The organism is Lactococcus protaetiae (assembly GCF_006965445.1).
In the GTDB taxonomy this organism is placed as follows: Bacteria; Bacillota; Bacilli; order Lactobacillales; family Streptococcaceae; genus Lactococcus; species Lactococcus protaetiae.
This window is the reverse complement of the sequence record NZ_CP041356.1, coordinates 986,095-1,007,836: the sequence shown is the minus strand read 5'-3', so window position 1 is coordinate 1,007,836 and position 21,742 is coordinate 986,095. Positions and strand designations below refer to the sequence as shown.

17 protein-coding genes, 1 tRNA gene and 2 pseudogenes are annotated in these 21,742 nt (G+C 37.4%); 1 reads left to right on the top strand and 19 read right to left on the bottom strand.

From position 1 onward, the window contains the following. Window positions 1-395: 395 nt before the first annotated feature. The 18 genes and pseudogenes from ligA to mvk all read right to left on the bottom strand — a co-directional run bounded on the left by ligA (window position 396) and on the right by mvk (window position 20,031). Window positions 396-2,454, bottom strand: a pseudogene (ligA, locus tag FLP15_RS05000) (NAD-dependent DNA ligase LigA). A gap of 59 nt (window positions 2,455-2,513) precedes the next feature. After that, a tRNA-Cys gene (locus FLP15_RS04995) sits at window positions 2,514-2,584 on the bottom strand. A gap of 149 nt (window positions 2,585-2,733) precedes the next feature. Then, window positions 2,734-2,991: a hypothetical protein gene (locus FLP15_RS04990; RefSeq protein ID WP_142766236.1), complete on the bottom strand. Its 258-nt coding sequence runs from the start codon at window positions 2,989-2,991 to the stop codon at window positions 2,734-2,736. Window positions 2,992-3,588: 597 nt separating this feature from the next. After that, entirely contained in the window at window positions 3,589-5,025 is a 1,437-nt protein-coding gene (locus FLP15_RS04985) for a 6-phospho-beta-glucosidase (RefSeq protein WP_142766235.1), read from the bottom strand. A 332-nt stretch (window positions 5,026-5,357) separates the two neighbouring features. After that, window positions 5,358-6,694: pseudogene (locus tag FLP15_RS04980) on the bottom strand (PTS sugar transporter subunit IIC). 393 nt (window positions 6,695-7,087) lie between these two features. After that, entirely contained in the window at window positions 7,088-7,816 is a 729-nt protein-coding gene (locus FLP15_RS04975) for a MurR/RpiR family transcriptional regulator (RefSeq protein ID WP_142766234.1), read from the bottom strand. A 470-nt stretch (window positions 7,817-8,286) separates the two neighbouring features. Continuing rightward, a complete protein-coding gene (locus tag FLP15_RS04970) occupies window positions 8,287-8,637 on the bottom strand; it encodes a PTS lactose/cellobiose transporter subunit IIA (RefSeq protein ID WP_120773196.1) in 351 nt (116 codons plus the stop codon). A gap of 240 nt (window positions 8,638-8,877) precedes the next feature. Continuing rightward, on the bottom strand, window positions 8,878-9,204 hold the full coding sequence (locus FLP15_RS04965) for a PTS sugar transporter subunit IIB (protein WP_142766233.1): 327 nt from the start codon (window positions 9,202-9,204) through the stop codon (window positions 8,878-8,880). A 259-nt stretch (window positions 9,205-9,463) separates the two neighbouring features. Next, complete coding sequence (locus FLP15_RS04960; RefSeq protein WP_142766232.1) at window positions 9,464-10,213, bottom strand: MurR/RpiR family transcriptional regulator; 750 nt, start codon at window positions 10,211-10,213, stop codon at window positions 9,464-9,466. Between the two features lie 62 nt (window positions 10,214-10,275). Further along, window positions 10,276-10,893, bottom strand: a complete 618-nt coding sequence (locus tag FLP15_RS04955) for a YdcF family protein (protein WP_223804732.1) — start codon at window positions 10,891-10,893, stop codon at window positions 10,276-10,278. Between the two features lie 198 nt (window positions 10,894-11,091). Further along, window positions 11,092-12,432: a DEAD/DEAH box helicase gene (locus FLP15_RS04950; RefSeq protein ID WP_142766231.1), complete on the bottom strand. Its 1,341-nt coding sequence runs from the start codon at window positions 12,430-12,432 to the stop codon at window positions 11,092-11,094. Window positions 12,433-12,762: 330 nt separating this feature from the next. Next, window positions 12,763-13,371: a superoxide dismutase gene (locus tag FLP15_RS04945; protein ID WP_142766230.1), complete on the bottom strand. Its 609-nt coding sequence runs from the start codon at window positions 13,369-13,371 to the stop codon at window positions 12,763-12,765. 118 nt (window positions 13,372-13,489) lie between these two features. Beyond that, complete coding sequence (gene fni / locus FLP15_RS04940) at window positions 13,490-14,533, bottom strand: type 2 isopentenyl-diphosphate Delta-isomerase (RefSeq protein ID WP_142766229.1); 1,044 nt, start codon at window positions 14,531-14,533, stop codon at window positions 13,490-13,492. Next, window positions 14,533-15,501: a mevalonate kinase family protein gene (locus FLP15_RS04935; RefSeq protein WP_142766228.1), complete on the bottom strand. Its 969-nt coding sequence runs from the start codon at window positions 15,499-15,501 to the stop codon at window positions 14,533-14,535. Before FLP15_RS04935 ends, fni begins: the two co-directional genes overlap by 1 nt. Beyond that, window positions 15,488-16,444 (bottom strand): diphosphomevalonate decarboxylase, encoded by a 957-nt coding sequence (gene mvaD, locus FLP15_RS04930; RefSeq protein ID WP_142766227.1) that lies wholly within the window; start codon window positions 16,442-16,444, stop codon window positions 15,488-15,490. The genes FLP15_RS04935 and mvaD overlap by 14 nt, the downstream gene beginning before the upstream one ends. Window positions 16,445-17,261: 817 nt before the next feature. Continuing rightward, entirely contained in the window at window positions 17,262-17,531 is a 270-nt protein-coding gene (locus FLP15_RS04925) for a hypothetical protein (RefSeq protein WP_142766226.1), read from the bottom strand. A 404-nt stretch (window positions 17,532-17,935) separates the two neighbouring features. Continuing rightward, complete coding sequence (locus tag FLP15_RS04920) at window positions 17,936-18,511, bottom strand: dihydrofolate reductase family protein (protein WP_142766225.1); 576 nt, start codon at window positions 18,509-18,511, stop codon at window positions 17,936-17,938. A gap of 587 nt (window positions 18,512-19,098) precedes the next feature. After that, window positions 19,099-20,031: a mevalonate kinase gene (gene mvk / locus FLP15_RS04915; RefSeq protein ID WP_120773185.1), complete on the bottom strand. Its 933-nt coding sequence runs from the start codon at window positions 20,029-20,031 to the stop codon at window positions 19,099-19,101. 206 nt (window positions 20,032-20,237) lie between these two features. Between mvk and FLP15_RS04910 the strand changes: the two genes are divergently transcribed. Further along, complete coding sequence (locus FLP15_RS04910; protein ID WP_120773184.1) at window positions 20,238-20,429, top strand: hypothetical protein; 192 nt, start codon at window positions 20,238-20,240, stop codon at window positions 20,427-20,429. Between the two features lie 306 nt (window positions 20,430-20,735). Here FLP15_RS04910 and FLP15_RS04905 read toward each other — a convergent pair whose 3' ends face one another. Further along, complete coding sequence (locus FLP15_RS04905; RefSeq protein WP_142766224.1) at window positions 20,736-21,578, bottom strand: amino acid ABC transporter substrate-binding protein; 843 nt, start codon at window positions 21,576-21,578, stop codon at window positions 20,736-20,738. Window positions 21,579-21,742 lie beyond the last annotated feature (164 nt).

The following is a 21,742-nucleotide window of genomic DNA, read 5'->3' as shown; positions in this document are numbered from 1 at the left end:
TAAGCCGAGTAGGAGCGTGTGCTGAATCCTTACATTATGAAGGTATTCATTCTACACAAGCTTTTCACTTCTAAAAAACTCTCAGAAATAAAACAGTATTATACTAGCCAGTTCCACTTTATAATCCGACAGAGGTCCATACCACGATGTCCATTCGTTCTATCTCCGCTTTGATCTACTTCCGATTTCACTACCTCCGCAACTTCGTTGCTCCGCTGTACGTTTGCAAAATGCAAAGCAACAAGACGAAATCGCTCGCTCCATCTCCGCTTCGCAAAACGATCATCAAGTCGCCTGTCATAACACCGTTTTTACGCCATGAAGTTAAACCATAGCGTCATTATTTTTACAACAACTGAATTATAGAAAAAACCTTCTGTCAGTATACTGACAGACTACAAATCCAACAAATCTTGTTCTGACCAAATTTCAATACCCAATTCTTGAGCTTTAGTCAACTTCGAGCCAGCATCCTCACCAGCCACCACAAGGTCTGTTTTCTTAGAAACCGAACCCGATACATTCGCTCCCAAGCTTTCGAGCTTTGCTTTAGCTTCAGAACGCTTCAGTGTCACTAATTTTCCTGTCAGCACTGCCGTTTTCCCTGATAAAATTCCATCAGTACTGACAGCACCCAAATAATTAAAATTAAGCCCAGCATTTTCAAGCTCATCTAGCAATTGCTTTGCTCCATCAGTTGCAAAATACGTTGTAAGTGCTGTCGCAATTACCCCACCTAAAGACGGAATCTCAGCAATCTCCTCCTCGGTTGCCAAAGATAATTGTCGTAAATTACCAAAGCGCTCCAAGAGTAGCTTAGCAGCTTTTGCTCCAACATGACGAATCCCCAAACCAAAAAGTAACTTTTCAGAAGAATTTTCACGACTACTTCCTATCGCATCAACAATTTTCTGAGCAGACTTCATCTGAATCTTATCCAACTCAGCCAGTTTTTCAGCCTTCAACTGATATAAATCCGCCACATCTGCCACCAATTTCTTATCAAATAATTGTGAAATAACCGACGGTCCAAGTCCTACGATATTCATCGCGTCACGACTAGCAAAATGAATCAATTTTTCTCGTATTTGCGCGGGCAAAGAGGATTGATACAGCGCAAGGCTACTTCATCCTCAAAATGGAGCAACTTCGAATCACACTCTGGACACTTCGTTGGAATATCAAGCTGGTTATCTATTCTTTCTGAAAAAACAGACCTTTTCTTCACAGTACGTCTTCCAAACCTTGTCCAAACTGTCCTTGTGACCATCTCGCCTTTACGTTTACGCTCAGCTGGCTTCCGCTTTTCAAAAAGCACACGACTCACTTTGGGGATAATATCTCCCGCTTTATAAATCAATACTTTATCATGTTTACGAATATCTTTCTCTTTGATATAGTCCACATTATGCAAAGTTGCACGAGCTACCACTGTTTGTGCAAGAAGCACAGGTGTCATTACCGCTGTCGGAGTAACAACTCCTGTGCGTCCTACTGTCCATTCTACATCCAAAATTTCTGTTTCTGCAACCTCAGCAGGAAACTTATAAGCAATCGCCCATCTTGGTGCTTTTACAGTAAAACCAAGTTCCTCTTGTTGTGCAAGATTGTTTACTTTTACAACCACACCATCAATATCATAAGCAAGTTCATCTCTCAGTAGGGTTGCTTGCTCTATAAATTCCCAAATCTCATCCATATTGCGTGCAAATTTCCGCACAGGATTCACTTGAAAACCAAGCCGCACGAAATACTCAAGCACCTCCTCTTGAGTATCATTTGTAGCATCACTAGCTTCTTGATAGAGAAAAGTTGCCAAACCACGTTTTGCTACAACTTTCGTATCCAACTGCCGCAACGTTCCCGCCGCCGCATTTCTAGGATTAGCAAAAGCAGCCAAGCCCTCCTGTTCACGTTCAGCATTCAATTTAGAAAAATTCGTTCTAGGTAAATAAACCTCACCACGTACCACAATATCAATCGGCTCAGACAGTTGAAGAGGCACATCCTTTATCCTCTTTACATTCTCAGTAATATTCTCCCCAACTAAACCATCACCCCGTGTCGCTGCAGTAACCAATATCCCTTCTTCATAATAAAGGGAAAGAGAGAGACCGTCAATTTTTAATTCACAAATATATTCTGGATTGGGAATATCCTTACGAACACGTTCTTCCCAAACCGCTAATTCTTCACGAGAAAAAACATCCCCAAACTATAAAGATTGTACGGATGCCGAAACTTCTCAAAACCATCCAATATCACATCACCAGTCCTATGAGTTGGCGAATCAGCCCGTATCAACTGTGGATTATCACTCTCTAATGCAACAAGTTCATGATAAAGGCGGTCATACTCATCATCCTCTACAGATGGTCTATCTAACGTATAATATTCGTAGGCATATTTATTAAGTAACTCTGTTAATTCTTTAATTCTTGACTCAATATTCATGTCCATATTTTAACACAAATTCATCAAAAAAAGCATACCCAAGAGAGCATGCTTTATTAAGGCGGCGATCGGATTTGAACCGACGATTAAGCTTTTGCAGAGCCATGTGTTACCACTTCACTACGCCGCCACAACATTAACTATTATAGCGGAAAATTAAGTTTAAGGCAAGCATGAACTACAACTAGCAACCTCAATAGATTTTTTTCAAAAACATTTTTAAATTGTCATAACCAAAATCCAAAATTTGACCCTAATTGTCCCTAACGACAATCACCATCACATATTGAATTCCAAAATATCAAGTTTTTGGCTTACACGCTCCTCGCTCACAACTTGAAATTCTCCAGACTGCTCTCTCACTAGAAAATCACCAACAAGCGCCAAATCACCCGATTCAAAATTCAGCACATTTTGATTTCTCTCATTCCAAGAAAGTATTGACTTCTCAAAAGCTTGCTTTACCCAAGTTTCATAGACTGGCCTGTGAGAAATTTTCCAAACATCCACAAGCTTACCTTTAAATTTTGCCTGCATAGCGTTTCCTTTCCAGTACATCAAGCACTTTTAGTAAACTCATTTTAGCAAAATGAAAAAATATGTCAAAGCCTTTTCAACTCCATCATACGCAGTTTTGAAATATAATGATAAAAAAGTAACATCTAAATTTCATTTTTTTCATTTAAGCCTTAAAATCTTTGTATCTCAGTCCTATTAAAAACCAAAACTCTTTACAGCGTATTCTTTGAATTATGTATAGCTTCTTTTGTTTTTCAAAAGAATTGTTTTATTACAATTTAATAAAATTAAAATTAAAAAGACGAATAACCGTCTTTTTAATTTATTAAGTATCATTTCTATCTATTTTATCCTACTAATCACTAAATTTCTCGTATAGGATATTCTCATATCTCAAAAGTAAATCTTGATTCAAATCCTACTGCTACAACTAATCCATCGTAAAAATCAACAACAGATTAACCTTACTCCGCAACTTCATGACACAAAAACATGACTATGACCTGCCAGCTGCCTCGCCTTGTCGCTTCAACGACTTAGAGCGAATGAATACCCGTGAGTATAAAAGTCTATCAGATTTTAAAATAAAACTAGTATAAAAAAGTCACATCACTTTCAGAGCTTCTCACCATTTGTAGCAATTACTTTTTGATACCACGCAAAAGAATCTTTTTTAGACCGTGATAAACTTCCGTTTCCGTCGTTGTCTTTATCAACATAGATAAAACCATAACGTTTCTTCATTTCGCCAGTACCTGCAGAAACTAAATCAATGAAGCCCCAAGGCGTATAACCCATCAAGTCTACACCATCATACTCGACAGACTCTTTCATCGCTTTGATGTGTGCACTAAGATAATCAATGCGATATTGGTCATGAATCGTACCATCAGCCTCTAATTCATCTACAGCGCCAAAACCATTTTCTACAATGAAAAGGGGCTTTTCATAACGCTCATAAAACCATGACATACTCCACCGTAAGCCTAGAGGATCAATTTGCCAGCCCCATTCAGAAGCCTCAACAAACTGATTTCTAACTAAATCTTTATCTTCACTGTAATCAAAGAAAGGCGCTTTATCATGATCCTTAATGGCAAAACTCATATAATAACTAAAGCCAATATAATCCACACATCCATTTGCTAAAGCTGTAATATCTTCATCTGTAATGTCTAATTTAAACGCTTTACGGTCGAAATAGGCCTTTAAATAGTTTGGATAATGTCCGCGAACATGAACATCGGCAAACCAATAACGTCTTTGCATCGCAACAGTCGCTGCCATCATATCTTCTGGTTTACAAGATTCTGGATAAATCGGACACATCGCAATCATACACCCAATTTGGAAGTCAGGATTGATATTATGCCCAAGTTCAACCACTTTAGCAGAGGCAACAAGCTCGTAATGAGCCGCTTGATACATGATTTCTTCACGTTCTACATCACTTGCTCCCTCTGGAAATTTCAAACCTGAGTTAGTAAAAGGAGCAAAATCACGCATAAAGTTCGCTTGATTATTAATCTCATTAAAAGTCATCCAATATTTGACTTTATCTTTATAGCGTGTCATGACCGTTTCAGCAAAATGGACAAAGAAATCAATCAATTTACGATTCTTGAAACCACCATATTCTGTCACTAAATGATAAGGTAGCTCAAAATGAGAAAGTGTAATCACAGGTTCAATCCCATTTTTCAAGCATTCATCAAATAAATCATCATAAAATTGCAATCCTTCTTCATTGGGTTCTTCTTCATCTCCATTTGGAAAAATACGCGTCCACGCAATAGATGTACGGAAACAATTTAGACCCAATTCGGCAAATAAAGCAACATCTTCTTTGTAACGATGATAAAAGTCTATTGCTTCATGATTCGGATAATTTTCCCCTGCAAGGACACCATCCGTAATTCGTCGTTCAACACCATTACTTCCTGCTGTCATCACATCGGCTACCGATGGTCCTTTTCCACCAGCATTCCATCCTCCTTCAAGTTGATGAGCAGCAACAGCTCCTCCCCAGAGGAAATCTTTACGTAAAGCCATATTTTCTCCCTTATATTTTTTAAAATTATTGAAGTGACTACTTCATTGGTGGGGAGAAAGAATCCCCACCAATGAAGTAGAACGAAAGCAAAGCTTGCCATTTCGCCTTATCGCTTTTAGCGAGTTGCGACTTCGACTAGGCACGTCCGTGCCGTAGCGAGAATCGACAGCGCAGTGAAACGGAGATAGAGCGAATGGACAGCGTAGATAGTGCTGCTTAGCCCTCCACCTAAAAGAGAGGGGGGATTAGCAGGCACTTGCTTGGTTAAATTTTATTTCTTAATAAGACAAGCCAAGATATACTTGAGCTCATCTCTTTTTTACCTTAAAAACTATTCTGCAGCATGAAGTTCTGATTCTGTTTCAGCTTCTTCTTTGAGTAAGACATTATCATAGGCACGAGCAAATGGCCAATAAAGGACAACTGTCATTGCAAGCATGATAATTTGCCACACCATACCTTGCCATCCACCAACAAGTAAGCCAGATAAGATAGCAGGAGTTGTCCAAGGAATTACTGCCCCATTAAACGGAGGAATAATACCAAGATAGATAACTAGATATGTCAAGATACCTGAAATCAAAGGTGCCAAGATAAATGGAATACCGAGGATTGGGTTCAAAACGATTGGAAGACCAAATAACACAGGTTCATTAATGTTAAAGACTGCAGGTCCAATTTCCATCTTACCAAGTGTCTTACCTTGAACAGATTTTGCACCAATAAGTAAGAATACAACAAGACCAATGGTCAACCCAGAACCAGTAACTGTCAAGTATTGGTCCATGAATGATTGAGTAACGATATGCGCACCATGAGCAAGATCAAGATGACCCGCTTTATTAAGTGCAGCGTTATCAGCAGCATTTGCTTGAAGCAATGGACCCATGATACCACCGATGATTGTAGCACCATGCACACCGAACCACCAGATAAATACTGGCATAAAGGCAATAACAAATACCCCGACAGGACCATCAGTTACGTGTTGCAATGGTGTTTGAATCCATTTATAAACCAATTCGACAAAAGTTGTATTAAAGCCAATTGTTGTGATACCATGAACAACACCGGCCAAAGTAATAATTGCTCCCGCAGGAACAAGGGCTGTGAACGATGCCGCAACGTTTGCTGGTACTTGCTCTGGCATCTTGATTGTGATATTACGACGCATAAATCCTGTGTAAATCCAACCTACTAAAAGCCCTACGATGATTGAAAGAACCATCCCTTTACCACCAAGCCAGGCACGGTCAATGACACCACCGACTTGATAAGCAGTTGAAGTTTTTGTTGGGTCAGTAACACTTGTTACTTGATGGACAGTATCTGGTTGAAGCAAGATGTGAACAATCACACCAGTCAAACCAGCAGGCACGCCTTCATACCCTGCATCGCGTACCCAAGCATAGGCAATCCCAAATACGGCAAGCAACGCCATAATACCGAATGAAGCATTATTAATTTGTAAGAATAGGGGCCAAGCTTAATTTTGTTCATGAAATCTTGACCTGCTTGGAATGGTAATTGTCCAAGAATCAAGAATACCGAACCAATGATGATAAATGGAATTGGATAAATCATACCATTTTTGATTGCTGTAACAGCACGTGTATTCAAAAATTTCATCATTGGAGGCATGATTTTTGTTTGAATAAAATTGTTCATATTAGAACAGTCTCCTTTACTTTTCAAATGGTCTATAAAGCTTGTCCAGCAAACAATATTTATATTCCATTCATATTTTTCACATCTTCATTGTATTATTAAAACGCTTTCTTATCAAGTATTTCCCATTAAATTCAAAGCGTTTTCATTAATTAGGTTTCGTGCCAATTTTGAATTATCTTGTACCAAAAAATGTCATCTTAAACTATTCTTAAACTCGTAGTTTTAGGACTTTGTGTTATTTTTGTCATCTATTTTTAATGTTATTTTGTTTTATGATTCTAAGCTTTTGGAACAGATATTTTTGATAAAATCCTCGTTTCATTCAATTTTTCTACAAATTATTGCTGGCTTATTAGCCAAAACAGAAAATAAAAAAGCCAGGCTTGGCTTTTACTCGGATAATTCATATACCAAATCAGTAAGTCTTTCAGCAAGATATACCGTCGGAAGCTGACTTGTCAAATCATAATGTGTGTTAATTCTGCGTTCAGTGACACGATAATTAAGCACAAAATCACTCAACTGGGCAATAGTTGAACTTAGTTTTGGCGTGATACACGAGATATAGACATCTTTATTTGGTCGTAAACTATTTAATACCTCAATAATCTCATTAGTTTCTCCTGAAATAGACAGTGCAATCACTAATGTATTTGTCGTGTTACGGAGTTTTGAAGTGATAGGATAAGTCACATCACTAAATGAAAAAGTATTAATTCCAACTCCTGCAAGTCTTCTGGCTGCATAGTCACAAATCAGGCCACTGGAACCCACTCCTGTAAATATAATATTATCGCTCTCCATGATTCGATGTGCTAATTCACCCAAACGTTGCTCAAAGTTTTCTGGAAAAATATCTAAAGAAAACGGTGTTGAGGCACTAGGTTCTACTTCTTCAAGTTGTTTTTTCTTGGTCACATATTCTTTAAATTCTGTATAAGAATTGTATCCCATCTTATGTACCAACCGCATGACGCTCGAAGTTCCAGCATGAGCTTCTGAGGCAATGTCCCGAATATGTAGGTATGGAATTTTATCAACATTATCACGTAGATAACTATAGATTATACGCTCTGTGTAGGTCAGTTTTTGAAAATCAACATTCCCAAAAAAACTCATATTTTCCTCCTTTTGTGATTTGGATAAGATTTACTATAAACTATTTAAAAATAAGATAAGATAAGATAAAAATTTTTTCACACTAACAACTCGTCTCACAAACTATAATTGGATGACACTTCTCCTTCACTCTATGACTGTGAATGAGACATTTCTTATCTTGTTATCCAACAGGTTGCGACTCCAACTCCTGTATCAAACACTTTCGCCTTAATGCTTTGCCTTTTGCTCTTACCATTTCGTCTTGCCAGCTTTGCTGAATTGCGATTTGAACTTCCGGGCTTTATAGGATGCTAAAGCAGCAATGGATATGCTAATTGTTTCTCCTAATGGCTTAGTGAACTCGGAAGCAGTGCAAAAGGGAGATAGAACGGATAGTCACTGTGTATGAATAGTCGTAATATAATATCCTGCTGTATTTTAAAGTGGAGCTAGTATAAAAAAGCTGCGTTAGACGCAACTTTTAAAAATTATTTATTTTCCAAGGCTTGGATGCGTTTTTCTTGATTAACAACTTCAACCGCAAGGTCTTTAAAAGTAATCGCATTCATCAAGTGGTCCTGAGCGTGAACCATATAAAGATTCCAACCAATCTTTTCCCCTTGAGCTAGACGCGTCAAAAGGTCTGTCTGAACATCATGTGCTTCACGAAGTTGTTCTCCTGCATCGTTCAATGAATTTTCAGCTGCTTCAAAATCACCATCTTTAGCTTGTTGAATCGCTTGAAAAGCCAACCCTTTGGCATTACCACCACTCATGATGATTCCCATTACTACTCCCATGTATTCATCACTGGTTGGATTTTCGTATTTATCACTCATAATTTCTCCTTTAAAATGTGAGAGCGCTTATTTTGGTATCAGGTTCTCCATAACTTCAGACGCTCAAAACTTTATTGTTCGCTACATTTTAGTCAATTTATCACAGAGTATTTGCAATAAATCGCTTATTTTTGATTGTATATCGCTTGTTTTTTTGTTTCAAAAGTCAAAACAAATTACAAAACCCAAGATATAGCAAAGGAGCTTAACGCTCCCCACTTTTAACTGTTAAATTGAATCCTATTTCATAATTGCTTCTGCTGCTGCAAGAACCTTATCTCCACGCATCATACCGTAGTCTTGCATTTTGATAACTTCCATAGGAACACCTGCGGCTTCTGCCTTTTTGGCAACTTCACCCTTCATGAATGCAACTTGTGGTCCTAACAACAATACATCTGGTTTTGGTGAACCTGTTCCAGCGAGCATATTGTCAATATCTGCAGTTGATTTAGCGAAGATTTCGTAATCTTTTCCTCCCTCTGCTGCTGCTTTTTGCATTTTAGAAACCAACAATGAAGTAGACATACCAGCGGCACATGCGAGTGCGATAACTTTTTCTGCCATAATTATTTCTCCTTTTCTTAACGTCTCATATTAACGTTTCCATGAAATTATTATAACGTTTTCATTTTAGAAATGCAAGCGTTATCTAATTGATTAAACTAGGAATTCAACCAATAAAAAAACAAAATACGATACTTTAGAACTCTTATTCTTTTGAGCTTTTTCACATTTTTGTAAAAAAAATTTCCGCCTAAAGCAGAAATTTTCTTAAAATATGTTTCTAATTTTGAAACAGAATTTTACTGCTACAATGAAACACTTATTTTTCTTTATTAACAAGGTAGTCAATTGATTTATGAGCAAGAATCTCTAATATCGCTAATACAGGAAGTTGAGTTGTTAGATTGCCTAAAGGATATTGTTTCGACCATTCATTAATCAAATGATATGAAAGTTGATGGTCTGCTAATTTAGCGACCGTACAATCTTCATGATTTGTGATTGAAATAATTTTTGCTCCGCTCGCTTTAAATTCGAGCTCTTTGTTAACTACTTGCTCTGTTTCACCAGATACAGACAAAATAACCGCTACAATGTTTCCAATCCCTTTTACTTGAATCGCTTGAAATGGGTCTGTTATCACAAAACTACGAAGTCCTGTATTAACAAAATATTTTGTTGCATAATCGCTCAAAGAGCCTGACGTGCCTAATCCTAAAAATACAGTATAATCCGCTTCTGAGATCATTTGTGCGGCCTTATTTAATCGAGATTGGTAAGCATCTGTATTCATTCTCCTGAGAAACATATTGAACTCAAGCATATTATCGTAATGCTGTTCCTCTGGTGTTTTTTCACGTGTCTGATTTTTTAGATAAAATTTTAAATCTGCCCAACCTTCAAAGCCAAGCTTGGTACAAAGACGAACAATTGTAGAAGTTGAAACATGAACATGACTTGCTAAATCTCGAATAGTCATCTGCTGTACCTGCTCAGGTGATTTAATAATAAAATCAAATACAAGTGTTTCGAGATCGTTTAATTTACTTATTTGTTCAGGCTGAAACATATTTTTCCTCTCGTGTAGAATATATGAAATTAAATAATACTTATTAAGTAAGCTAACTCATGTTAATGACCAAAAATCAAAGCTCGTCCTAGTCCTAACGTTTCATGAAAATAAGCACTCATAATCTCCAACTTATTTTTTAAGGTCGTTTTTGCCGCAAATCCTGAAATGTGAATCAAATGTTGTTTTTCAGCTAAAACTAAACTTCGTTCTAAATGAAAATCGCTAGTCACTAAGATAACTTTACCTTTAAAATAATGACTTGAATAGCGTAAATTTTCATAGGTATTACGTGCTTTTGGCTCTTTTATGACTCTGTCAGCACTGACAGAATTATCCTCTAAATACTTTGCCATACCAGCAGACTCATTAACATTTTCATTTGAAGCTTTATAACCTGTAACAATGATTTTAGCTTCCGGATTAAGTTTTGCTAACTTTATCCCTGCATCTAATCGATTTCTAGTCATCTGAGCCGGTTTAGAATGTTGTAAATTGTTTCCATCAATTTTACTTCCTAAGATTAGAATAGTCTGATAGCCTGTCAGCACTGACGGACGAGTATTGATTTTTGTCAGCACCAATCCTAGACAAATTACGGCATAGATAATTCCTAGACTAATGATGGCAAAGAAAATTTTTAATATTTTTTTCATCATAAATTGAAGTGATTCCTTCATTGGTGGGAGATGCTTTCTCCAACCAATGTTAACAAAATATAAGGTCACTCTGTCCCTAACTAAGACTCTAAGGCAGTAGAACGAAATCAGAGATTGCCAGTTTGTCTGATTGCTTTGTCTCTACCGTTGCAAGCTATGCTTGCACACGAATAGAGGACAGCGTAGCCTAAAGGGCGGAGATAACATGCATTTACTAGGTTAAAAACTTTGTTTACGACTTTCACGTTGTTTGCGTGCATTTTTATTACGTTCTGCACGGCGTTTTTTCTTATTTTCTTCTTCGATTTGCCATTTGATAGCTCTTTTATAGCCTGGCTTAACTTTCTTTTTACCTTTGGCTAATGCCCCTCTGGTAGCCAATGAGATTTCGTCCCGTTTTTTCTCACGCTTTTCACGGCGGTCACGGTCATAACTGTCAACAATTTCACCGTTTTTTACAGCTTTAGGTTGGAAAGTGACACCCATTTTTTCTATTTCGCGAATCGCTGAATCATCAGATGGACTGTATAGAGTAATCGCTGTTCCTGTCAATCCATTACGTCCTGAACGACCAACACGGTGCACGAAGAAAGTAAGATCTTTTGGAATCTCATCATTGATGATATGACTGACTCCTTCAATATCAATACCACGCGCAGCAATATCAGTTGCAACAACATATTGATAATCAAGATTTTTGATACTGTTCATGATACGTTTGCGTTCCCGTGGAGGAATATCACCATGAATTTTTGCCGCCTTAATTCCATTGCTTACAAGGAAATGATGGATATCATCAACCCGACCTTTGGTATTGGCAAAAATCATTGCCATATAAGGATTAATCGCTTGGGAAATTTGTAACAAAAGTTGATTGTGAGAGGCTCCTTTTGTTGAAACAAGCCAGTTTTCAATAGTATCTGAGATCACTGTTTTATTAGCAATCGTTTGCATCACTGGGTTGTGCAAATATTTTTTGAGAAAAGGTTGTAATTTTTGAGGGATTGTTGCTGAGAAAATCAACATTTGAACCTTCTTGCCAAAAGCTGATGCAATATTATCAACATCTGATAAAAATCCCATATCGAGTGTCATATCTGCTTCATCTACGACAAACGTATTTGCGGTATAAACAATCAAAGCTCCAGACTTGATGAGGTCATGAATTCGTCCAGGTGTACCAATAACAATATGTGGTTGACCGTTTTCTAATTTCTTGATTTGTCTAGCTTTATCTGTTCCACCCACAAAGTTTGATACTCGAATTGATGGATTGATTTTTACAAATTCCTGAGCAGCTTTATAAATTTGAGTCGAAAGTTCTCTTGATGGTGCTGTAATAACTGCCTGAACTTCGTTTAATGTCATGTCTAAATTTTGAAAAATTGGAAGCAAGAAAGTATGCGTTTTTCCTGAACCTGTCTTTGATTCACCTACAAGATCACGTCCAGAAAGCACAATCGGAATTAATTTTTCCTGTACTTCTGTTGGTTTTTGAAAATTAATATTTTCCAATGTTTGATTGATTTCTTTTTTAAAATTAAAGTCTGTAAAATTCATTTTTTTCTTTCATTTATCGGCTTTACACCTTATTTTATCCATGGAAGGGACTTCAACCTATTATAACAGAAAATAAACTTTTAAGATACTTGTTTTTATTGTTGCAATGTCTGCATTTTTCGGAGTTACTCCAGATAACTTACCTTTAGATTTTCGGGAAATTCGATAACTAAGTGCTGACCATAAGAGCAGAGATAGTGCGTCATGTAACCAAGCTCGCTCGCATTGTACCCACCTGTGAGATAGCTGACTCCCTCTATTTCTTTAAAAAACATATTAGGATACAGAACAAAAAAATACTGACAGAAATCCTATCAGTATTTTTTATCTTTATTTAGTTGCTGCATAAAGCTCATTCACTTTATCCCAATTGATAAGGTTGAAGAATGCTTCAATGTAGTCAGGACGAACATTGTGATATTTGAGATAGTATGCATGCTCCCAAACATCGAGACCAAGAATTGGTTTTGCACCTTCTGAAATTGGATTATCTTGGTTTGCAGTCGATGTAATCGCAAGTTCACCATCTTTAACAACAAGCCATGCCCAACCAGAACCGAAACGTCCAGTTGCAGCTGCCTTAAATTGAAGTTTGAATTCTTCAAATGAACCAAATTTCGCTGTAATCGCATCACCGATTTCTGCTGTTGCAACACCACCACCATTTGGTGAGAGCCATTCCCAGAACATTGAGTGATTCAAGTGACCACCACCATTGTTACGAACGGCAGCACGAATGTCTTCAGGAATCGTGTCTAAGTTTGTAAGCAATTCTTCGAGTGTTTTGTCATCAAGTTCATTATGCTTTTCAATCGCTGCATTAAGATTATTCACATAAGTTTGATGGTGTTTTCCATGATGGAGACGCATTGTTTCTTCGTCAAAGAAAGGTTCAAGCGCATTGTGTGCGTATGGAAGTTCAGGTAATGTAAATGCCATGGTCATTCTCCTTTAAAATATGGGGAACTGTTCACTCTATTGTGAATTTCAGCTCTTCATTTTATTTTAATTCTATTCACATTATAGTTGATTTCGCTTCCATTTCCAAATAATTTGCTTATTTTCGTTGTTGAATGAAATTCAATGTGTTCGTTGAGAATAGTAACTCTACTGTTTGAAGCTCTGTCAGTGATTTCGAACCTGTCAGCACACAAAGCTTTTCCAAATCTTGCTTCCAATTTTTCAACATCTGTTCTACAGCTTCAGAACCCGATTCCATCAGTACTGACAGGATGAAACCAGCTGAACTTGTCATTTTTGCGCCTAAAATCAAGCTTTTCAGAATATCTTGCGCACAGGAAATTCCTCCTGTTGCAATCAACGGTTTTTTATTGTCAGCAAACTTTGCCTCAAACAAGCTTTCTACTGTTGATAAACCAAATTCGTCAATATTAAACCCATTTTTCCCGCGCCTACGTTCAATCCAAGCAAAATTTGTCCCGCCATTACCACCAACATTAATTGCTGAAATAGCTGTTTCAGAAAGTTGTCTAAATGTTTTCTGAGAAATACCAAAACCAACTTCTTTTACAACAACAGGAACCTCTAATTTTGTAGCAATCTCATTAATATTTTCTAACCAATAGAAACTTCTATCCCCTTCATCCATTGGTAGTTCTTGTGCTGTATTCACATGAATTTCTAATGCATCGGCCGAAATCATATCAACTGCTCGTTTAGCATTTTCCAGTGAATGTCCCGCACCAAGATTAGCAAATAAGAAACCATTTGGATTAATTTCACGAACTTTTTTGAATCCGCTGGCAAGCTCTGGAAATTTTAGCGCGATAGACTGAGAGCCAACTGCCATTGCAAGATTTTGATTTTTAGCCACTTGCGCAAACTGTTGATTAATCTTATCGCATCGCTCAGTACCGCCTGTCACGGCTTCAATATAAAACGGAAAGTCGAATTTTGCACCAAAAAGTTCTGTCGTCAAGTCAATATCGTCTATTGCAAGTTCTGGAAGTGTATTGGGAATCAGGCGCAAATCAGAAAAAGCCAGACCAGAAGTCTGATTTCTTCCCTCTTTCCAATATTTAATGGCCAATGAAAGATGTTCATCTTTACGATGTTGGTGAATGTCTTTTTCGTTTTTCATTATTTATTTCTCATTGAAATCTTTGATTCTATCAATTCGATTTCATAATTCTTTAATCTTTCCCGCAGTTCATCAATGTTTTCATCACTTTTTGCAAAGATAATAATATTCTCACCAAATCCTGCTCCTGAAATCTTGCCAGCTAATTCAGGATGACTATTTACCAAATTTAAACCTACTGACAATTTATAAGTCATGTAGCCATCTGGAATATTTTTTAATAAAAGCAACTGATTTTCGAGTAATTTTTCTTTAAATAACTCAAAATCGTTGATATCAATTGCTGTGGCAATCTCAATGACTAATTCATCTGATGCGACAAAAAAATCTTCTGATAAATCAATTTTTAGCTTTTCACTCGTTTTCGCTGATTTTCCTGTTTGAAGAACATAAGTTTTCCATGGAATTTCTACTGGAATAACTCGATGATGATTTTGGTAAAAAACACTCCCACCATACATAATTGCTGCAATATCACCCATTGAACCGCTGCCTTGAACCTCAAAGTGCGTGGTTGCTGCGATTTCAAAACGTTCCTCCAGAGTAAGCTCCAAACCAAAATATTCGTTTACTGCATTGACCATACCACAAACAACGGAGGCACTTGAACCATAGCCTTTTTTTTGCACCCCAAAGCCCATTTCACTTTGTATTTCCACACAAATTTCTTCTGTCAGTACTGACAGATTTCTTATTTGTGCTGACAGCGTTTTCAAAAGAGTTGTCAGTGCAAAATTCCACATATTTTCTTTGTCAAAGCTTATATGAGCGAGCATAAATTCAAAGTCAGGAAGGTTGACATTAGTGTGTAAACGCGATTTTCCTTCACTTTTGGAAATCGTCACAACAAAATCTGTTTCGATTGTTGTGACAAGCGCAAGCCCATTAGGACGCGTCACAGCATACTCTCCCGCAAAGAACAGCTTACCTGGCACTCTTACCGTAACAGCTTTATTAGAGATATTCATAGCCGCCTCCAGCGTGAGCTACATCAAAAGTCATTTCTGGAAATTCAGCACGAAATTGAGCCAAGAGTTCCTGCTCAGTTGCTCTATCTGTTATAATTTTTACATTTGGCCCTGCATCAATAGTGACAAATGCGAACAAACCGCTGTTGTAACAGTGATTGGTAAAATCAATAATTCGTCTTGTTTGATTAGTAAAATAGTCAAAGGGTATTTTGCATAACCGATTTTGTTCGTGCATTCCTAACGCATTGTCTTGAGCAATGAGACCAATTTTTTCAATATCCTTTTGAATAATTGCTGATTTCATCTCTTCAAGTTGAAGCGCTGATCTTTTTACCCATGTACTGTAGGTAGGAGCTGTTTGAGCAAGTTGCATTCCTTTTGTTGAAGACATTTTCTTCTGGTCAGCCGAAATCTCAGCAACAATCATAGATAAACCGATATCTTGATCATAGAAAGACTCGGCATAAGACGATGCATCATCCCATCCTTTATTCCACACTGCGAAGTTTCCAAAAATAGAGCGCGAAGCTGATCCAGAGCCTCGTCTAGCAATTCTGGACATTTCTTGTTCATTTTTTTCCAGCTCCAAAATTCCAAACATTGCTGCAGTCAAGGCAGCAAAACTTGAAGCACTTGAAGCCAATCCTGCAGCAGTTGGTACATGATTTTTAGAAGTCACTGAAATTTTTGGAAAATCACCATATTGAGTGCGCATCATATCCAAAAACTTACTGATACGAGTTCTGTCAGCACTGACAGAATTTAAAATCAAGCTGTCAGTAGCTCTATCCGTGAACTTCACTGAAGTCGTTGTATAAAAAGAATCTAACGTCATTGACAAAGAACTCGTTGTTGGAAGATTAAGGTCAATATTTGACTTTCCCCAGTATTTAATTAGCGCAATATTCGTATGCGCTCTAGCAGTGACAATATTTTTCATGAAACTATTATATCAAGATGTGAGCAACACCGTCAAGAAGCGGAGAGAAATAGGAAAATGTGGTTCTGCTCAAAGAGCAGGTTCCAGTTGCCACTTCGACTCATCGCTTCAGCGATGTAGCGAGAATGGACAGCGGAGCTATCTTCTCTCATAGCTTCTGGTGTTGCGAACTCAATTATATCAAGATGTGAGTACGATTGACAAGAAATGATGAAAAATGCCATTTGGCTCTTTGTACGAAAGCAACATAAGCCGGACAGCGTAGTACTGAAAGCACGGAGATTTATCTTTTTTCTCTCATTTCTAATCGTACGAATTCAGTTATATCAAAATATGACCATGATTGATAAGAGCTAGTAAAAAATGAAGTCAAGACGTATTCAGTGGGAGTTTCGTAAAACATTTGTCCATTTTCTCTAGTCGCTATCTTCGCTACGCTACGTTGTCCGTTTGCTTAGCAGGCGAACCCTGCAAGAGCAAACGGACAGTGGCCGTAGACCGTTCGCAGAACGGCGTGCGAAGCACGTAGCACCATAGCGAGTATGGACAGCGTAACGCAGCGAAGATAGTGCTGCTTTATCTCCGAGCCAAGAGGTCGGAGTATTGCGATTGCGACTAGCCACTTTATAGGATAGCCGTTTGCGCTAAAGCAGCAACGGATATGCTAGTTGTTACATCTAGTGGCGTAGCGAGCATCCACAGCGTAACCATAAGGCGGAGATAGCACACACTTGTTTTGATAAAAAAATTATGGTTTAGAACAAATTTCAAACATTAAACTCAGTTTTTACACAATCTTAACGATAATATTAGCCTTTTAAAACTGGTCAAAGTGACTGATTTCTGCTTCTGGATATTTTATTTTTAGTTCTGATTCAAGCTGGTTATTATATTTGTTCAAAACAATCTCTGTTTCGCTTCCCTCTTTATCTTGTAAAGCAATATTTAAACGAACTAAATTTACAAATTCAGCTTGTGGATAAATCTTTTGTGCTTGGTCAAAATAATCTGTTGCCATTTTTGACGAACCAAAATCATGTCCTTGAACAACTCCACCAGACACCTCTGTTAAAAAATATTGTTTCATTTTAATCTCCTTTTCAAAATACAAGAAATGTTCTTTCCGAAGCAGAACAAAAGCAATGTATACTTTTTTTCTCCATCATGTTTAATGATTTAGAAGCTAAACTCGCAAAAAAACAAAAATAGTGAGTATACTGCCTCACTTTAAAATTCAAGAGCATTTCGGACCACAATTATCCATCCACTAAATGTTCAGTTGATAATTAGTAAACTCGTTAAAGTACACAGAATCATCTGTAGTGATGCTTATCCTACCAACTAAAATAGAAAATTTCAAGTTATTTATTTTTCACCAAATTATTGATGAATGCGTTTTCTAATTTATTATAACAAAAATGTAATAAGTTTTGTCACTTTGAAAAATAACTCTTTTAAAATATAAAAATGCTCTGATAACCAGAGCATCACTTATCTTATCACTTCATAATCAAGACTCATAGCGCCTGAATCAAAAGTTTTCTGTGATATTAATTTGAGTTTGGTAGGGTGGACCCCTTTTTCAAACAATCTCAAACCACCGCCTACTAGAACGGGAGAAACTGTAATTTTATACTCATCAATCAAATCATGTGTCATCAAAAAATGTGCTAAGCGCGGACTCCCTAAAATCAGCAAATCACCACCTGACGTTGATTTAAGTTTTTGAATCTCCTCGACAATATTCTCTTTCACTAAGCGTGTATTGTTCCATTTTACTTCATCCAAAGTCGTTGAAAAGACAAGCTTCTCCACCTGTTCAATCCATTTTGCGTGATTGCGCTCATACGACGAAGCATCAGGATTTTCTGGAACGGTCGGCCAATAACTATACATCATTTCATAGGTGCCATGTCCCCAAACCACCGTATCCACTGTACTCAGAATATTTTTAGCTTCATTTTCCAAGTCAGCATCATAAGATACAAAGCCAATATCCATCGCGCCCTTGGGACCTTCAACAAACCCGTCCAATGACGAGTGTAAAAACAAAACAAGTTTACGCATTACTTTCTCCTTTGCAAACGGAACACCATAGAACATCTGATTCTCTTCATTAGCTCCCCGATACCGTAAGAAATATATTAGACCATTTCAAAAGTTAAACAGTATCAGTTCCACAATTATACATTATTTATACTATTTTTTAGCTAAATCTGCTTATTGAACGATAGCTTTGAAACAGATGATTAGTTGATGCCTTAGAATGAAAAAACACTGCTATCAAGCAATGTTTTTTACTTATTGGACCAAACTTTCCAAAAATATTCCAATTCTTATACTACTCATTTTTGAGTTGTTTATAAAAAATTTAAAACAAACTACTTTATAGACAGTACTAAGCATAAGGTTTGAATTTTTGAAGTAATTACTTCATTGGTGGGGGAATTGCCACTCCTACTAGGTGCTTTGCCTTTTGCTCTTACCATTTCGTCTTGCCAGCTTTGCTGGCTTAGAACGAATGGACAGCGGGGCAACGAAGTTGCGTAGACCGTTCACAGAACAGCTTGCGAAGCACGTAGCACCGTAGCGAGGATGGACAGTGGAACCCAAAGGGCGGAAGATAGCACGCACTTGTTAAGTTAAACGCTTGGCTAAAAAGAGTAAATCCATGTGTTTTTTGCACCACTTTTCAACAAACGCTGGCTGATTCGAATCGCATCTTTTTCATTTTCAGCTAAGGCAACCATCACACCACCCAGTCCTGAACCTGTAAGCTTCGCTCCGAGCGCTCCATTTTTCAGTGCTACATCAACCAAAGTTTCCAATCTTGGATGAGAAACACCAAGACTAGATAGGACGGAGTGTGCTTTATTCATGACTTGTCCGAGTTCTGATAATTTATTTGTCATGAGGAAACTTTTTGAAGCTTTCGCCAAGTCACCAAGTTGGTCAATATAAGCTTGTGTCACTTGTTTTTCTTCTACTAGTTTTTCTCTAACAATATTAATCGCTTGGCTTGTGAATCCATGAACTCCTGTATCTCCGATGACGATAAAACCGTGGAGATTTAGCTCAAACGGCTCAATAGCTTCATCTTTGATGAACCAAAGTGGGTGTTCAGAGTTGACTGTTGCCACATCAATTCCAGAAGATTTCCCATGAGTAATATTTTCTGAAAAATTGGCATAAAAGATTAAATCTTTTTCTAAAAGTTCAGTATCGAAGAAATCATAGATTGCTCTTGTAATCGCTGTCGCAAGTGATGCTGATGCACCAAGCCCACGACCTAGAGGAATATTTGAGTCAATTTCTAAAGAAAATGGCATGCTTGAAGAATGAAATTTGGCAAGCAAGCGCATAATCAATTGACGAATTCCTTCAAACTCATCACCCATCAAGTCTAATCTTCTACGAAATTCATTATTTTCAATGTATTGTCCAAATTTTGAAGCGGTAATTGTCACTGTTGTCTTTAAGATTGTGACAGGAAGCGCAATCGCTGGCTGTCCGTAGACAACAGAGTGTTCGCCAATCAAAATTAATTTGGAATGAGCAATTCCTATGCCCATTTTGTTAATTGTCATTTTGCCTCCGACACTTTGCTTACGCAAAGCTTTATTCACCGATTAAATACTTCGCCTTGTAGCATAGCTCATCACATTTAACCTGATAGATACGAAAACGTACTTGACAATTTTATAAAATTTCCACACGAAAATCAAGCTTTTACCATAAAATTCGTCAATGACAAATTTCTGTCAGTACTGACAAAATAAAGTATAATAAAATTATGGAAAATAAATTAGAAGAATTACGTCTTGCACTTGAGAAAATGGAAATCGTTACCATCCGTTCAGCCATTGATAAAACAGGATTAAATCGAAAAGAAATTATTAACTTTGTCTGCGCTGACAAACATTTACGTATTTTTGATGATGAGAAAAATCAGTGGATAAATGAGAATGTGGATGGTCATTGCTAAAAATGAATGCAAGACTTATTCAGTGGGAGTTCCGTAAAACATTTGTCCATTTTCTCTAGTCGCAATCAAACGGACAGCGGATCAACGAAGGTGCATAGACCGTTCATAGAACGGCGTGCGAAGCACGTAGCGCCTTGGCAAGCATCGACAGCGGAGCCGCAAGGCGGAGATAGCACGTCCTTGCTTTGATAAACACTCCAAAACAAAAAAATTACTGACAAAAAACTGTCAGTAATTTTTAACTTAGCAAGTGCGTGCTAACATTAGTGGAGGAGAGAGCCCCACCAATAAAGTAATCACTTCAACTTATTGAAATTGATCAGCAGCTGGAATATGGCTGTCATGGAAATATTTTTCTGACAGTTTTTTCAATGTGCCATTTTCGTAAAGCTTTTTAAGTTCTGCATTTAAAGCTTTTTGAAGTTTAGTTTGACTGTTGTCAAGCACAAAATAATCGTATGTTTTAAATTCAGGTTGTTTATCCAAGTCGGTTGGAATAGTATCCACCAAACCCGTTATGGCGTGTTCTTTTACCAAATTTTCAGCAGCAGACTTTGAAGCAAATAAGAAATCAATCTGACCAGATGAAATTGCTGACAGCCGGTCTGTCAGTGGACGCTGACTATACTTAACATTAATTTTTTTGTCAGGATGATTCTTGTTCCAAGTTTCAAACATATCTCCATAGTTTGTCCCTGTCGGAATCTCTGTTGTTTTGCCCGCAAGTTGTGAAATTTTTGTGATATTTTCTTTCGATGTTGAGAAAATCGCATCAATCCCTTGGCGAACCGGATAACTAAATAAATATTTTTCTTCACGCGCCTTTGTTTTACCAAAATTATTTGCAGCAATCTGTGCACGACCACCATCCAAAGCTGCTAAAATGGCACTGTCATCATAAACCTTGAATTTGAATTGATAATCCTTCAAATCTTTGTCTGCTTGCTTCAAAATGTCGTATTCAAAGCCCGTCATTTTCCCGTTGCTTGTCGTATACTCATACGGATTTGAGTCTCCCGAAGTCGCCACGGTTACCGTTGTTACCTTATCTTTAGCTGCGCCTGAACTCTTTTGAGATGAGCAAGCCACAAGCAGAGAGATAGAAGCAAGCCCAAGTGTTGCAACAGCTATAAGTTTTATTTTTTTCATCCATTTCTCCTTGAACATTTGAGTCAAAATTTTTTCAGTGACTCAAGTTATAAACATCAAAAGCTGTCAGTACTGACAGAAAGATTTGAGCGATTATATCAAAACAAGAGCGTGCTAACACTCCCACCCTGCAGGTGGGAGATGAAGCAGCTCTAAGCTTTGAA

Bases quoted from the DNA above. Each gene is read 5' to 3' on its own strand.
- FLP15_RS04925 (WP_142766226.1), bottom strand. From the start codon at position 17,531: ATGAAACAATATTTTTTAACAGAGGTGTCTGGTGGAGTTGTTCAAGGA.
- FLP15_RS04985 (WP_142766235.1), bottom strand. From the start codon at position 5,025: ATGGCTTTACGTAAAGATTTCCTCTGGGGAGGAGCTGTTGCTGCTCAT.
- mvaD (WP_142766227.1), bottom strand. From the start codon at position 16,444: ATGAAAAATATTGTCACTGCTAGAGCGCATACGAATATTGCGCTAATT.
- FLP15_RS04950 (WP_142766231.1), bottom strand. From the start codon at position 12,432: ATGAATTTTACAGACTTTAATTTTAAAAAAGAAATCAATCAAACATTG.
- mvk (WP_120773185.1), bottom strand. From the start codon at position 20,031: ATGACAATTAACAAAATGGGCATAGGAATTGCTCATTCCAAATTAATT.
- FLP15_RS04945 (WP_142766230.1), bottom strand. From the start codon at position 13,371: ATGGCATTTACATTACCTGAACTTCCATACGCACACAATGCGCTTGAA.
- FLP15_RS04905 (WP_142766224.1), bottom strand. From the start codon at position 21,578: ATGAAAAAAATAAAACTTATAGCTGTTGCAACACTTGGGCTTGCTTCT.
- FLP15_RS04955 (WP_223804732.1), bottom strand. From the start codon at position 10,893: ATGAAGGAATCACTTCAATTTATGATGAAAAAAATATTAAAAATTTTC.
- FLP15_RS04990 (WP_142766236.1), bottom strand. From the start codon at position 2,991: ATGCAGGCAAAATTTAAAGGTAAGCTTGTGGATGTTTGGAAAATTTCT.
- FLP15_RS04935 (WP_142766228.1), bottom strand. From the start codon at position 15,501: ATGAATATCTCTAATAAAGCTGTTACGGTAAGAGTGCCAGGTAAGCTG.
- FLP15_RS04920 (WP_142766225.1), bottom strand. From the start codon at position 18,511: ATGCGTAAACTTGTTTTGTTTTTACACTCGTCATTGGACGGGTTTGTT.
- fni (WP_142766229.1), bottom strand. From the start codon at position 14,533: ATGAAAAACGAAAAAGACATTCACCAACATCGTAAAGATGAACATCTT.
- FLP15_RS04965 (WP_142766233.1), bottom strand. From the start codon at position 9,204: ATGGCAGAAAAAGTTATCGCACTCGCATGTGCCGCTGGTATGTCTACT.
- FLP15_RS04910 (WP_120773184.1), top strand. From the start codon at position 20,238: ATGGAAAATAAATTAGAAGAATTACGTCTTGCACTTGAGAAAATGGAA.
- FLP15_RS04975 (WP_142766234.1), bottom strand. From the start codon at position 7,816: ATGAGTTTTTTTGGGAATGTTGATTTTCAAAAACTGACCTACACAGAG.
- FLP15_RS04960 (WP_142766232.1), bottom strand. From the start codon at position 10,213: ATGTTTCAGCCTGAACAAATAAGTAAATTAAACGATCTCGAAACACTT.
- FLP15_RS04970 (WP_120773196.1), bottom strand. From the start codon at position 8,637: ATGAGTGATAAATACGAAAATCCAACCAGTGATGAATACATGGGAGTA.